The following is a 13,595-nucleotide window of genomic DNA, read 5'->3' on the forward strand; positions in this document are numbered from 1 at the left end:
TATGCGCGGCACCGACTACGTGACCGCGGCCGACCGCTCCCTGGAGGCGGCCTACGAGGAGCCGATGAGCCTCGCGGCCTACGTCGACCGGATCTTCGAGACGCCGACGACCGCCTCCCACGCCTCGAAGTACGTCCTCGAAGCCATCGAAGCCGCCGGTACCCGAACGGTGGTCGAAGAGGGCGAGCAAAAGCGACGCTACCGCTTTTTCGACGACCCGCACAACGACGGCGAACACGCCATCCTCGGGAATACCGCCGTATTGAACGCCTTCGTCGACGACCTGCGTTCGATTGCCGCAGGTCGGGCTAAAGACGAGAAAATCATCTGGTTCGAAGGGCCGACCGCGACCGGCAAGTCCGAACTCAAGCGCTGTCTGATCAACGGTCTCCGGGAGTACTCGAAGACCCCCGAAGGACGACGCTACACCCTCGAGTGGAACGTCACGACGACCGAACCCGACGAACGCGGCCTAAGCTACGGGACGACGTCTACGGGCGACGACGAGGAAAACTGGTACGAGAGCCCCGTCCAGGCCCATCCGCTCTCGGTGTTTCCAGAGGGCGTTCGCGAAGACATCCTCGCCTCGCTGAACGCCGAGGTTGACGATCACATTCCGATCAGCGTCGAGACGCGCCTCGACCCGTTCTCGCGTGAAGCCTACGATTTCCTCGAGAAACAGTACCGCCGAGACGGCGTCGAAGGACTGTTCTCGGCCATCAGCGACGAGCGCCACCTCCGCGTGACGAACTACGTCGTCGATACGGGACGTGGAATCGGCGTCCTTCACGCCGAAGACGACGGCCGACCGAAGGAGCGACTGGTCGGCTCGTGGATGCACGGCATGCTCCAGGAGCTGGATTCACGCGGTCGGAAGAACCCACAGGCGTTCAGCTACGACGGTGTCCTCTCCCAGGGCAACGGCGTTCTGACCGTCGTCGAAGACGCCGCCCAGCACGCCGATTTGCTCCAGAAGCTGCTCAACGTTCCCGACGAACGCTCGGTCAAACTCGACAAGGGCATCGCGATGGACATCGATACCCAGTTGCTCATCATCTCCAATCCCGACCTCGAGGCCCAGCTCAACCAGCACGCCGACCGAAACGGCATGGACCCACTGAAAGCACTCAAACGCCGACTCGACAAACACGAGTTCGGCTACCTGACGAACCTGAGCCTCGAGACCGAGTTGATCCGACGGGAACTGACCGGCGAAACCGAGGTCTGGGAGGCCGAGGCGTACGACGATCTCCGCGAGCAGATCCGTGAACCGGTGTTCGTTACGGTGAAAGGCGAGGACGGCGAGCACCGCACGCGAGAATTTGCACCCCACGCGGTGCAAGCGGCGGCACTGTACGCGGTAGTGACCCGCCTGGACGAAGAACGGACGCCTGCCGAACTCGATCTCGTCGAGAAAGCCCTGCTGTACGACCAGGGATACCTACAGGAGGGAGACACCCGGCGGTACAAAGACGAGTTCGACTTCGACGGCGACAGTCACGACGGGGAACACGGAGTTCCCGTCACCTACACGCGGGATACGCTGGCGGACTTGCTCCACGAAGACCGGGATCGGCACCATCCAGACCTGGCCGTCGAGGACGTCATCATGCCTCGAGACGTGCTGAACGCGATGGCCGACGGACTGGCCGACGCGCCGGTGTTCTCGACGGGCGAGCGCTCGGAGTTCGAAAACCGGGTCGTTCCGGTGAAAAATCATTGCTTCGACCAGCAGGAGGCCGACATCATCGACGCGATCATGCACGACAAACGAGTCGACGAGGCGACCGTCGCCGAGTACGTCGAGCACGTCTACGCCTGGGAAACCGGAGCCGAACTGTACAACGACCGCGGCGAAGAGATCGACCCGGACCCGCTGAAGATGAAGCTCTTCGAAATAGAGCATCTGGGTCGATTCACCGAAGCCGCCTACGAGTCAAATCTCCCGAGAGAGAGCGTCCGCGATTTCCGCAAAGAGAAGATCATTACGGCGTTGAACCGCCACGCCTGGCAACAGCGCGACGAAAACTTCGCCGTCGACCAGGTCGACCTGGCGTCGATCCCCGCCGTCACGTCGGTCCTCGAGAGTCACGATTGGGACGACGTGCGCCGGACGTTCGAGGACCTCGAGCCTCGCCAGTGGGAGGACCCGCCGAGCGGCACCCAGACAGAAGCCGTCAAGGAAGCGACTATCGACCGACTCGTCTCCGATTTCGGCTACTCGCCGGCGTCTGCTGAGTTGACGAGTCGACACGTCATGGGACAGGTGAGCTACCGATGGGACTGAAAGACGACCTCGAGCGATTCCGCGCGGTTGGTGAAAAGCGTCGCGAGGACCTCGCCGAGTTTATCCAGTACGGCGAGTTGAACAGCGGCGGCGACGATGGAATCCGCGTCCCGGTAAAGATCGTCTCATTGCCGAGTTTCGAGTACGACAAGCGCGACCAGGGTGGCGTCGGACAGGGCGATGGTGGGACGCCTGACGTCGGCCAACCGGTTGGCCAACCACAGCCACAACCCGGCGACGGCGACGAAGACGGCGATCCCGGCGAGGAAGGCGGCGACCACGAGTACTACGAGATGGACCCCGAGGAGTTCGCCGAAGAACTCGACGAGGCACTGGGGCTCGACCTCGAGCCAAAGGGCAAGCGCGTGATCGAGGAGAAAGAAGGCCCGTACACCGACCTGACTCGCTCGGGGCCCGATAGTACGCTCGATTTCGAGCGGATGTTCAAGGAGGGACTGAAACGCAAGCTCGCGATGGACTTCGACGAGGAGTTCCTCAAGGAGGTGTGCAAAGTCGACGGCATTAGCGCTCGAGCGGTCTTCGAGTACGCTCGGGGACAGAACCTGCCAGTCTCGATGGCCTGGATCGAAGAGGCCCACGACGAGGTGGCTGACGAGCGCGGGAAATGGGACGACATCGAGGCAGTCGAGGCCAACGTCGAGCGCGAGAGCGTCCAGGACCAGATCCGTCGGGAGGGTATCAAACACGTCCCCTTCCGGCGTGAGGACGAGCGCTATCGCTTCCCCGAGATCATCGAGGAGAAAGAGAAGAACGTCGTCGTGGTCAACATCCGTGACGTCTCGGGCTCGATGCGCGAGAAGAAACGGGAACTGGTCGAGCGAACCTTCACACCGCTGGACTGGTACCTCACCGGGAAGTACGACAACGCCGAGTTCGTCTACATCGCCCACGACGCCGACGCCTGGGCGGTCGAACGCGAGGAGTTCTTCGGTATTCGAAGCGGCGGCGGCACCCGCATCTCGAGTGCGTACGAACTCGCTGCCGAACTGCTCGAGGAATACCCATGGAGCGACTGGAACCGCTACGTGTTCGCTGCGGGCGACTCGGAGAACTCGAGCAACGACACCGAAGAGCGCGTTATCCCGCTCATGGAGTCGATTCCGGCGAACCTCCATGCCTACGTCGAAACCCAGCCCAGCGGCAACGCGATCAACGCGACCCACGCCGAGGAACTCGAGCGCCACTTCGGCGATGGCGACGACGTCGCAGTCGCATACGTCAGTAGCGAAGACGACGTCACTGACGCGATTTACCGTATCCTCAGCACCGAAACGGAGGCCACCGACGATGACTAACGCGAACGCAGACCGATTCCACAAACAGGCAATCGCGGGCGAACTCGAGCCCGCGGTGACCGACGCCCGGGAACTGGCACTCAAACTCGGCCTCGAGCCGTATCCGGTGAACTACTGGATCGTCGATTACGACGAGATGAACGAACTGATCGCCTACGGTGGCTTCCAGTCACGGTACCCCCACTGGCGCTGGGGCATGCAGTACGACCGCCAGCAAAAACAGGGCCAGTACGGCGGGGGCAAAGCCTTCGAAATCGTCAACAACGACAATCCGGCCCACGCGTTCCTCCAGGAGTCGAACACGCTGGCCGACCAGAAGGCCGTCATCACCCACGTCGAGGCACACTCCGATTTCTTCGCCAACAACGAGTGGTTCGGCCTCTTCACCGGCGATAGCAGCGACGCCGCACAGGTCAACGCCGCGGCCATGCTCGAGCGCCACGCCGACGCCATCGGGGAGTACATGGCTGACCCCGAAATCGATCGCGCCGACGTCGAGAAATGGATCGACAACGCCCTCGTCCTCGAGGACACTATCGATCAGCACGCCGTCTTCGCCCGCCGACTCGAGTTCGAGCGAGAACACGAGGAGTTAGACGACGACCTCGCCGAGAAACTCGACGAACTCGGCCTCTCCGATGAGGTAAAAGCCGAGGTCTTCGACGATGAGTGGCTGGAGAAACTCGAGGACGACGGCGCTGGTGAGACCTTCCCGGCGGAGCCCCAGCCAGACGTGCTGGCGTTCGTCAGAGAGTACGGGAAACAGTACGACCGTGAAAGCGAGAAAGCCGCCGACATGGAGCCGTGGCAGCGTGACGTCCTCGATATGATGCGCGCCGAAGCCTACTACTTCGCCGCCCAGAAGATGACGAAGATCATGAACGAAGGGTGGGCTGCGTACTGGGAATCGACGATGATGACCGACGAGCGCTTCGCCGGCGACGACGAGTTCCTGAACTACGCCGACCACATGGCGAAGGTGCTCGCATCCCCCGGACTCAACCCTTACAGCCTCGGCATGGCCCTCTGGGAGTACGTCGAAAATACGACCAACCGCCGGGAGGTCCTCGAACGCCTGTTACGCGTCGACGGGATTAGCTGGCGCAACCTCGAGGAGGCCGTCGACTTCGATTCGGTGCTCGAACAACTCGAGCCACCGGCCGCACTCGATTCGATTTCGAGTGAGAGCCTGGAAGCGCTGGCCGACCTCTCCGACGAGTGGGTCGACGAGGAGGCACTCGACGCGGCGAGAGCGGGCGACATCGACGTCGACAGACACCCCTGGAAGGTGCTGACCCACGCAGGACTCGCCCGCCGGCACTACTCGCTGGTCAAGCCACAGAACCGGGGCTTTCTGTCCCGAGTGAGCCAGAACGAACTCGAGCAGATCGGTCGCTATCTGTTCGACGACGCGCGATACGAGACGGTCGAGCAAGCGCTGGAAGACGTCGAGTACAGTGCGGGCTGGAATCGCCTGTTCGAACTCCGGGAGAGCCACAACGACGTCACCTTCCTCGATGCGTTTCTCACCCAGGAGTTCATCACCGAGAACGACTACTTCACCTACGAGTACTCCCGTGCGACGGGCCAGTACCACGTCTCGAGTGTCGACGCCGAGGACGTCAAAAAGAAGTTGTTGTTGCAGTTCACGAACTTCGGCAAGCCGACCATCGCCGTCTACGACGGCAACTACAACAACGCCAACGAACTGTTGCTCGGCCACGAGTACAACGGCGTCATGCTCGACCTCGGGCAAGCGAAAGCCACGCTCGAGCGCGTGTTCGAACTCTGGGGACGACCCGTGAACCTGCTCACAATAGTCAAGGAAGTCGACGACCACGACCTCGAGGTCGCCAAACGGCGCAGTCGGGAGCCATCGCCCAGCGAACGGGGCAAGCGGATGCGCTACGACGGCGACCGGGTAACCGTCGAAGACGTGCCCTGGGAGGAGGTCGAACATCTCGCGGCCGACGACGTGGATTACGACACGAAGCCCGAGGAGTGGCTGGCCTGAGTTTCCTCCCAAACGTCGACTGATGAGTAAAACCGGAAAACAGCCATCGGTTTCACTCATCCGTTCAGGTTTGGGAAGCCACTGAGAGGGTTCGTTGTCGTCTCGCCCGTCAACGACGAACCGGAATGGTCGCTGACCGGTAAATAGGTACAACAATCCGGCTCCGTTAAAGCCCTCAGATGGTGAGAAAAAGCGCTTGCTGAGTCGAGAGGATGAGTGCAGCACTGGTCTCCGCGTGAGTGATGCGAGGGCGATTCCCGGACGACGAGGCCGAAGGCCGAGTCGTCCGCCTTTTTCATCGAAGTTTTTGCGCCGAGTGGTTCGCCAAAGGCGAACCCGAGGTGGAAAAAGTTCGCGCTGTGAGTTCAGCATATCTTGAACGAACTACCCGATTACTGTCAGAAGCGACCTAACCAGCTCAGAGACTGGTTTCTCAGGGTTCAATCCGTCCCTTGAATCATCCGTTCGAACCGACACGACAGCTTGATCGGGTAATGTGAATCGGCAGATGAAAATCCGTCAGTAGCTGCAACAACGGCGGTAGATGACTATCTGTACCCATCTCGCGTATGGATGGAGCGGAGATACTATGCCCCACGACACAAGCCAAAACGTTACCAAACGTTCCGGTAACGGCCTGATTGACGGGATCTCACGTAGAACTATGCTAAAAGCCAGCGGGGCTGGTGCAAGCGCACTTGGTATCATCGGAACCGCGAGCGCCGGCTACGACGAGGATGACCAAGGTGACGAGGATGAATTCGATCCTGATGATTTCGATCCATTCGAAACGTCGGAACTCAACCTGGAAACTTTAGAGGCAGAGATTCCGAGCGGGACCCTGCAGGCCGAACCGTTGGAAAACACATACGTCGGGGAGGTTACTGACGAGCTGTTCGTTGGCATTTCTTTTACCGAGGACGATACTGGGCAGCCCGATGAGATTGCTGCGTACCTTTGCGATGGAAATGAAATCGCGATCTGGCTTGTCGGTGAATACGAGGTTGGCGGTGTGACGCTAGCCGGCGAGGAGGACGAAGTCAAGCTAGCGATGGTTGACGACGAGTTCCTCGGGGCGGCGTCCCTGGCAGACGAAGAGAGCGTTCCCTTCCTCGCCGCCGAGGCAACCGGTGATGGCGGCCTGTACCAAGCCGTGGCTGAAGTTGACGAGGTGGAAGTGACTGCGCGATGGATCGTACTCTCCGACGGCCGTCAACGTGGAACCTCGATTTGCTGCACTGGCGGTTGTTGCCCACCGATTGTGGTTTGTTGGCCCTGTCGAGAGCAATTCTAAAAGCCTCGGGCCACCGCGCTCGAGGTTGTTTACTTGTGGGGGATTCTCACCCGTGCACTCGAGCCAGCGTCAGACGTTCATTTCACCCTACACGTTAATCCACAATACTTATTACGTTGTTCTGAAAGATTTCATCCAGATGGAAGGGGAGGGGACAGACACGGGAACTGACGAGTCGCTCGAGCTTGGCCGTACGTTGGCCCAGCTCAGTGCTGACGAGGTGGAGAGACACGCCCCGGCAGTCGAAGCAATACGGGAACGGGTCGAGACGGAACCATCGATGTGTCTCCCCACCGTGCCGAAGCTACGGTCGCTACTGGGAGCGTCCACGACGGTGGTCCATCAGGACATCGCCTACTGTCTGGCGCAGCTAGCAACGGAAGCCCCAAACGACGTCGCACCGTCGGTGCCGGACATCGTCTCGTTCGTGGTCGAGAACCCATCAACGCCGGCCAGAGACGATCTACTCGAGTGTCTCACGGCCGTCGGCGAACAGCGCCCCGAACTCGTCATGGAACACTTAGAGCGCGTCACACTCGAGAACGAAGCCCGCACGTTCGAAGGTGACGACGAGGGGTCGGTAACCGAGCCGATCGAAGCGGATTCGGTGACGGCAGCCGACGTCCACGAGCAGGTGCTCGCGACGCTCGAGCAGCGCTGAGCGGTTGTCACCCCTCTGCTTCGTTTTTGATAGTAAAGAGACAGTCACACCGACAGTGGCCGATCCGCCGAGACACAATCTACGCCCCGCCAGCCAAGCACTCGAGCGACGGCCTCGTGCTCGAGCGACCAGGCGTGTACCTCGAGGTCCACGGATTTGGCTCGAGGAACGAGAAACGTACTCAGACAACGCCAGTAGTTCGCGCCGATGACATCACAGTCGAGTTCGACCGCGAGCGTCACCGGCGTCGTGAGCCGGCGACTGACGAGCAGGCCCGTCGGCTGGCTCCGGTCGTGTTCCCGAACCGTCCGCAACTCCGGCGTCAGAAACGACGTCGTGACGACGCGATTGGGGACGCCCTCGAGCGCTTCGAGCACGTCTTCGGCGATCCCGAGTGCCTTCATTTCGAGGTTGATTTCGACGTCCGGTGGAAGCGCCTCGAGTACCGCCTCGAGAGTCGGTACCGGCTCACCGGAGTCGAGTATAGTGAGCGACTGGAGTTCCTCGAGGTCCGTTTCGGATACCAGGCCAGTGCCGTCGGTGACGCGCTCGAGCGTCTCGTCGTGAAACACCACTAGTTCCCCGGAGCCACAGCGGCGGACGTCGAACTCGACGGCGTCGGCCTGGGTCGCCGCCGAGCGGAGCGCGCCAACCGTGTTTTCGGGCTGCGTTGCCGCGAATCCGCGATGAGCGATCAAACGCATTCGGTATCATGTATGGTACCTATCGGCTTGAACGCTCGCTCCGAACCCACTTGCTGCAACGGAAAGTCGTCGATTCGATCTCCTGCACCCTGCGTGTTAAGCGTTCACAGGACGAACACGAAACCATGGGATACGCCACCCTGGAGTTCGAAGGAACCGTTACCGTCGTTACCGGCGCGAGCGGCGCACTCGGCAGTGCCGCCGTCGAGGCGTTCAGCGAGGCCGGTGGAACCGTCTGTGCACTCGATGTCGTCGAACCGGACGACGACGACGCACAACTAGAGCCCGACGAGCGTACACACTTCTATCAGGTCGACCTGACCGACGAAAGCGATGTCGAGGACTGTTTTGCACGGATTATCGAGGACCACGGCCGGATCGACAACTTGCTGAACATCGCGGGCACCTGGCGCGGTGGCTCACCCATCGAAGAGACGCCACTCGAGGAGGTCGAACTCCTGCTGGATATCAACCTCAAAACGGCGTTTCTGGCCTCGAAACACGCACTCCCACACCTGCAGGACAGCGGTGGGGCAATCGTCAGCGTCAGCGCCCGTTCAGGCCTCGAGGGCGGGTCCGGCGACGGACCCTACCGAATCACGAAATCGGGAATACGCATTTTGACCGAGACGTTGGCCGAAGAAAATCGCGGAACCGTGCGGGCAAACTGCGTTATGCCAAGCGTTATCGACACCCCGATGAACCGCGAGATGATGCCCGACGCGGACCACGAAAGCTGGGTCCACCCGTCCGATATCGCCGAAGTAATGGCCTTTCTCTGTACCGACGCCTCGAGTGTGACCAGCGGGGCTGCTGTGCCGGTTTACGGCGAGGCGTGACAGGGGACCTAATCACGTACTCGAGCGCTCGCTACGGGGTTGTCGTCGGGCTACAGTGGTGAAACTTCCCTCCGGCGAGATATGGTGCCACCGCTCTCCGGGGAGATATTGGTGCAACTGCCGCTGGAGACCGCATCACGGGCAGACATGCGGGTCCAGGCGCGAGCTGTCGTGGAATTCGAGAGTTTTCCACCAGTGGAGTATCGGCTTGAGGCGACGCCACGAACCGTATCAGAAGAGTTGGGTTTTCGAATTGTAGACCGATACCGGGTAAAATATCGCTCTGGAGAACCGAAAGACCGAAGCATTATTTATGGCCGCCCTCCCCTGGTAATGTGATAGCCTTACACATGGACGTATCTGATGTAATAACTCGGGGAAAGGTAACTATCCGCGAGCAACCGCTACTGGCCATTGCGGTGCTTGCGGCAGTCCTGTTGACTCTCGACTTACTCGCCCGCCTCGCCGGCATCGAGGTGCCGATCGCCGGTGGGCTAACGTTTGGCGGAGACCCCCTGTCGATGGGTCGACTCAGTGGACTGGTGTGGAACGGGATCATCGTCGGGCTAATTTTCGGGCTCGCTGGGATCGGCCTCTCAATGACGTACAGCATTTTGAACTTCGCGAACTTTTCACACGGTGACCTCGTGACGACCGGCGCGTTTACCGGCTGGGGTGCAGCCTTGCTCGTCGCCGGCTGGGGGATCGGTGATCTCGGTCACCTGCTGCTGGTGCGACCCGGGAGCGGAGCTAGCCCGAACGAGATCGGTGCCTCGATCGTGCAAGCCCCCCTCTCGATTCTGATCGGCGTCATCATCGCCGCCCTCGCGACCGTCGCCGTCGCGGTGATCATCGACCGCATCGTCTACAAGCCGATGCGTGACCGTGGTGGCATTCCACTACTCATCGCCAGTATCGGTGCCGCACTGGCACTGCGATACATCCTCCAGTTCGTCTACGGCGGCCAAACCCGCGGCGTCACCTCGACGCAGGACGTCAACACCGAAATCGCGGGCTTCTCGGTCAACATGCACGAACTAACGCTGGTCATCGTCGCCATCAGCCTCATGCTGGCGATGCACTTCATGCTCCAGCGAACCAAACTCGGGAAAGCCATGCGCGCGATGGCCGACAACAAGGACCTCGCGCTCGTGACCGGGATTCCGACCGAGCGCGTCGTCACCGCCACCTGGGTGCTGGGAGGCGCACTGGCCGGCGTCGCCGGGTATCTCTACGTCCTCGAGCGCGGAACTATCGAGTTCAACATCGGCTGGTTCCTGCTGTTGTTCATCTTCGCAGCAGTGATTCTGGGCGGAATCGGCTCGATTTATGGGGCGATTGCGGGCGGATTCGTCATCGGCTTCGTTCACGAAGTCTCGCTGATCTGGATCTCGTCTGACTTCAACGCTGCCGCGGCGTTCTTGATCATGATCCTCGTGTTGCTCTACCGACCACAGGGCATCTTCGGCGGGGTGACGACAGCATGACGGCCGAAACAGCTGACGGCTCGAGCGGAATCGACGGCGAGGACCCGTCGATTCGTGACATCCTGGCCACCGAAATCGGGAAAACCGATTTCAGGATCGTCATTTCGACGATGCTCGCCATCTACGCCCTGTTTATCGTCCTGACGTTCCTCGGCGGAGGCGACATCAATTCGGCAGGCTCGACCATCACCCGCCTCACGTTCCTGTTTGCCGCGTACGGAATCCTGACGCTGGCACTGAATCTCCACTGGGGATACACGGGCCTGTTCAACATCGGGGTCGCCGGGTTCATGGCCGTCGGGGTGTACACGATGGCGCTCGTCTCGACGTCGCCCGACGCTGTCTCGGGAACCGGACTCGGACTGCCGCTGATCGTTGGCGTCATCGCGGGGATGATAATGGCCGCACTGGTCGGCCTGATCGCCGCCGTGCCCGCCCTTCGACTGCGCGCAGACTACCTCGCAATCGTCACGCTCGGCCTCTCTGAGATCATCCGGTTGACGCTCAACTCCAATAATCTGTCGAACTGGACGCTCAGCGTGTTCGGCTTCGGAACCGGTGGCGGAAGCGGTATCGACCTGCCCGCTCGGCCGACCGATGCGTGGCTCAATACCGCCTTCGGTGACGTCCTCATCGAGGTGCTGGGTACGTTCCTGAGAGTTTCGGTGATTCGCCGGTGGCTCTGGGTTCTCGTGATGATCGTGTTCGTCATCGCCGTCTACTGGCTCCTCGTCCGCGTCGGTAACTCGCCGTTCGGACGTGTCCTCAAGGCGATCCGTGAGGACGAACTCGTTGCCCAGTCACTCGGCAAGGACACCCGCTGGTTCAAAATCAAGGTGTTCATGCTCGGCTGTGCGCTCATGGGTCTCGGTGGCATTCTCTGGCAGGGCTCACAGGGATACGTCAGCCCCGACTCGTTCCGCCCAATCGTGACCTTCTACGTGTTCGTCGCGCTGATCATCGGCGGTTCAGGGTCGAACACCGGCAGTCTCGTCGGTTCGATCCTCTTCGTCGGTCTCCTGTTCGAGGGCCCTCGAACGCTCGCGAGCCTCGTCTCCAGTTCGTTGAGTCTCGGGAGCGCACCCGGGACGTTCGCTGGTGCGATGGCCCCGCTCGCCTCCCTCGAAATGACGCCCCTACTCGCGTACGTCATGAACAACATTTCCTCGCTCAGGTTCATCCTGCTCGGCGTCGTGCTCGTAATCATTATGCAACGGCGTCCAGAGGGCGTGCTGGGCCACCGGACGGAGACCGCCGCCGCAATCGGTCTCGAGCGTCCCGGGCCTGCAGGGACCAACCGAGGTGAGAGCGATGAGTGACGCGACAGCCAAACCGGCAGAAACGGAACCCGAATCGGGGCGCTCGCTGTCCGGTGACGTTCCGCTACGCGTCGAGAACCTCCGCAAAACCTTCGGCGGAATCGTCGCCGTCGACGACGCCAGTTTCGCCGTCGAGGCCGGCACCCTCACGGGACTTATCGGACCGAACGGGGCCGGGAAATCGACCACGTTCAACTGTATCGCCGGCGCACACACACCCGACTCCGGTACGGTAACCTTCCAGGGCGAGGATATCACGGGCCGTCGACCAGACCAGATCGCCACTAACGGACTCGTCAGAACGTTCCAGATCGCTCGCGAACTCGAGGAGATGACCGTCCTCGAAAACCTCATGCTCGCACCACAGGGACAGATCGGCGAGCAACTCTGGCGGTCGGTCACGCCGGGTGCGCGAGTCGAAGTTATCGAACAGGAACGCGAGCTCAGAGAGCGCGTGTGGGAAACCGTCGATTTCTTCGAGATCGATCACATCGCTCACGACCAGGCCGGGACGCTCTCCGGCGGGCAGCGCAAACTGCTCGAGATGGCACGAGCGATGATGACCGAGCCAGACATGCTGTTACTCGACGAGCCGCTGGCCGGCGTCAATCCGACACTCGAGGAGAAGTTGCTCGAGCGCATTCACGACCTCCGCGAGCAGGGCTACACGTTCTTGCTCGTCGAACACGACATGGACGTAATTATGGAAAACTGTGAACACGTGATCGTCATGCACCAGGGTTCAGTGCTGGCAGAAGGGGAGCCGAGTATGGTGAAGAACAACGACCGAGTTATCGAGGCCTATCTGGGGGAGATGGACGTATGAGTACCGACGAACCGGAATCAGCGTCGGATGCAACCCTCGAAGAGTCGCTCAAAGCGGAGACTGACCCGTTCGCGACTGTCCCCGACGAGAGTATCTTGCAGGTCAGAAATCTCGATGCTGGCTACGGCGACCTCCAGATCCTGACGGACGTACAACTCGACGTCGGAGAAGGCGAGTACGTCACCATCGTCGGCCCGAACGGCGCAGGAAAATCGACGATGATGAAATCTGTTTTCGGGCTAACGACGCACATGGGCGGCACCGTGGAGTTCCAGGGCGAACCGATTCAGGAACTGGCACCCGAAGAGATCATCCACAAAGGTATCAGCTACGTCCCACAGAACGAGAACATCTTCGGGACGCTCACCGTCAGGGAGAACCTCGAGATGGGGGCGTACATTCTCGACGAGGTGCCCCAGGACCAGATAGAGGCCGTTTTCGAGCGGTTTCCGGTGCTTCGCGAACGTCAGGACCAGAAAGCCGGCACGATGTCCGGTGGCCAGCGCCAGATGGTCGCGATGGGGCGAGCGCTGATGCTCGATCCCGATCTGTTGTTGCTCGACGAGCCATCGGCCGGATTGGCGCCCGACCTGGTGCAAGAAATGTTCGACCGCATCGACGACATCAATGCCGATGGGACGGCGATCTTGATGGTCGAACAGAACGCCAAAACCGCACTGAGACGCTGTGATCGGGGCTACGTCCTCGCACAGGGTGAGAACAGTTACACCGATACCGGAGATCGCCTGCTCGCAGACGACGAGGTCCGCCAACAGTTCCTCGGCGGTTGAGGTCCTTCAGACGGCAGTAGCCGTGGGATTTCTCCAATCGGTTGCGCGTTCGTTACC

At 60.9% G+C, this 13,595-nt stretch carries 11 protein-coding genes; 10 read left to right on the plus strand and 1 reads right to left on the minus strand.

Annotated elements, in window-relative coordinates:
* Position 1: 1 nt before the first annotated feature.
* The 5 genes from NLK60_RS06105 to NLK60_RS06125 all read left to right on the plus strand — a co-directional run bounded on the left by NLK60_RS06105 (position 2) and on the right by NLK60_RS06125 (position 7,572).
* Positions 2–2,287: a PrkA family serine protein kinase gene (locus NLK60_RS06105; RefSeq protein ID WP_254809999.1), complete on the plus strand. Its 2,286-nt coding sequence runs from the start codon at positions 2–4 to the stop codon at positions 2,285–2,287.
* Complete coding sequence (locus NLK60_RS06110) at positions 2,278–3,603, plus strand: YeaH/YhbH family protein (RefSeq protein ID WP_254810000.1); 1,326 nt, start codon at positions 2,278–2,280, stop codon at positions 3,601–3,603. Before NLK60_RS06105 ends, NLK60_RS06110 begins: the two co-directional genes overlap by 10 nt.
* The gene (locus NLK60_RS06115; protein ID WP_254810001.1) at positions 3,596–5,617 is read left to right on the plus strand and encodes a SpoVR family protein; all 2,022 of its coding nucleotides are present in this window, start codon (positions 3,596–3,598) and stop codon (positions 5,615–5,617) included. Before NLK60_RS06110 ends, NLK60_RS06115 begins: the two co-directional genes overlap by 8 nt.
* Before the next feature lie 664 nt (positions 5,618–6,281).
* The gene (locus NLK60_RS06120) at positions 6,282–6,911 is read left to right on the plus strand and encodes a hypothetical protein (RefSeq protein ID WP_254810002.1); all 630 of its coding nucleotides are present in this window, start codon (positions 6,282–6,284) and stop codon (positions 6,909–6,911) included.
* Positions 6,912–7,050: 139 nt separating this feature from the next.
* Complete coding sequence (locus NLK60_RS06125) at positions 7,051–7,572, plus strand: hypothetical protein (RefSeq protein ID WP_254810003.1); 522 nt, start codon at positions 7,051–7,053, stop codon at positions 7,570–7,572.
* A 44-nt stretch (positions 7,573–7,616) separates the two neighbouring features.
* On the opposite strand, the gene NLK60_RS06130 is transcribed toward NLK60_RS06125, so the two are convergent.
* Complete coding sequence (locus NLK60_RS06130) at positions 7,617–8,276, minus strand: glycerophosphodiester phosphodiesterase (RefSeq protein ID WP_254810004.1); 660 nt, start codon at positions 8,274–8,276, stop codon at positions 7,617–7,619.
* 125 nt (positions 8,277–8,401) lie between these two features.
* Here NLK60_RS06130 and NLK60_RS06135 point away from each other — a divergent pair, with 125 nt between their 5' ends.
* From NLK60_RS06135 to NLK60_RS06155, 5 genes are all read left to right on the plus strand, one after another.
* Positions 8,402–9,115 carry an SDR family oxidoreductase gene (locus NLK60_RS06135; protein ID WP_254810005.1) on the plus strand — a complete coding sequence of 238 codons (714 nt, stop codon included), beginning with the start codon at positions 8,402–8,404 and terminating at the stop codon, positions 9,113–9,115.
* A gap of 350 nt (positions 9,116–9,465) precedes the next feature.
* Positions 9,466–10,602, plus strand: a complete 1,137-nt coding sequence (locus NLK60_RS06140; protein ID WP_254810006.1) for a branched-chain amino acid ABC transporter permease — start codon at positions 9,466–9,468, stop codon at positions 10,600–10,602.
* On the plus strand, positions 10,599–11,921 hold the full coding sequence (locus NLK60_RS06145) for a branched-chain amino acid ABC transporter permease (protein ID WP_254810007.1): 1,323 nt from the start codon (positions 10,599–10,601) through the stop codon (positions 11,919–11,921). Before NLK60_RS06140 ends, NLK60_RS06145 begins: the two co-directional genes overlap by 4 nt.
* Complete coding sequence (locus NLK60_RS06150) at positions 11,914–12,747, plus strand: ABC transporter ATP-binding protein (protein WP_254810008.1); 834 nt, start codon at positions 11,914–11,916, stop codon at positions 12,745–12,747. The genes NLK60_RS06145 and NLK60_RS06150 overlap by 8 nt, the downstream gene beginning before the upstream one ends.
* Positions 12,744–13,538, plus strand: a complete 795-nt coding sequence (locus tag NLK60_RS06155; RefSeq protein ID WP_425499068.1) for an ABC transporter ATP-binding protein — start codon at positions 12,744–12,746, stop codon at positions 13,536–13,538. The genes NLK60_RS06150 and NLK60_RS06155 overlap by 4 nt, the downstream gene beginning before the upstream one ends.
* Positions 13,539–13,595: the final 57 nt, after the last annotated feature.

Source organism: Natronosalvus amylolyticus, from assembly GCF_024298845.1.
GTDB lineage: Archaea > Halobacteriota > Halobacteria > Halobacteriales > Natrialbaceae > Natronosalvus > Natronosalvus amylolyticus.

Bases quoted from the DNA above. Each gene is read 5' to 3' on its own strand.
- NLK60_RS06105 (WP_254809999.1), top strand. From the start codon at position 2: ATGCGCGGCACCGACTACGTGACCGCGGCCGACCGCTCCCTGGAGGCG.
- NLK60_RS06150 (WP_254810008.1), top strand. From the start codon at position 11,914: ATGAGTGACGCGACAGCCAAACCGGCAGAAACGGAACCCGAATCGGGG.
- NLK60_RS06155 (WP_425499068.1), top strand. From the start codon at position 12,744: ATGAGTACCGACGAACCGGAATCAGCGTCGGATGCAACCCTCGAAGAG.
- NLK60_RS06115 (WP_254810001.1), top strand. From the start codon at position 3,596: ATGACTAACGCGAACGCAGACCGATTCCACAAACAGGCAATCGCGGGC.
- NLK60_RS06125 (WP_254810003.1), top strand. From the start codon at position 7,051: ATGGAAGGGGAGGGGACAGACACGGGAACTGACGAGTCGCTCGAGCTT.
- NLK60_RS06140 (WP_254810006.1), top strand. From the start codon at position 9,466: ATGGACGTATCTGATGTAATAACTCGGGGAAAGGTAACTATCCGCGAG.
- NLK60_RS06135 (WP_254810005.1), top strand. From the start codon at position 8,402: ATGGGATACGCCACCCTGGAGTTCGAAGGAACCGTTACCGTCGTTACC.
- NLK60_RS06120 (WP_254810002.1), top strand. From the start codon at position 6,282: ATGCTAAAAGCCAGCGGGGCTGGTGCAAGCGCACTTGGTATCATCGGA.
- NLK60_RS06145 (WP_254810007.1), top strand. From the start codon at position 10,599: ATGACGGCCGAAACAGCTGACGGCTCGAGCGGAATCGACGGCGAGGAC.
- NLK60_RS06110 (WP_254810000.1), top strand. From the start codon at position 2,278: ATGGGACTGAAAGACGACCTCGAGCGATTCCGCGCGGTTGGTGAAAAG.
- NLK60_RS06130 (WP_254810004.1), bottom strand. From the start codon at position 8,276: ATGCGTTTGATCGCTCATCGCGGATTCGCGGCAACGCAGCCCGAAAAC.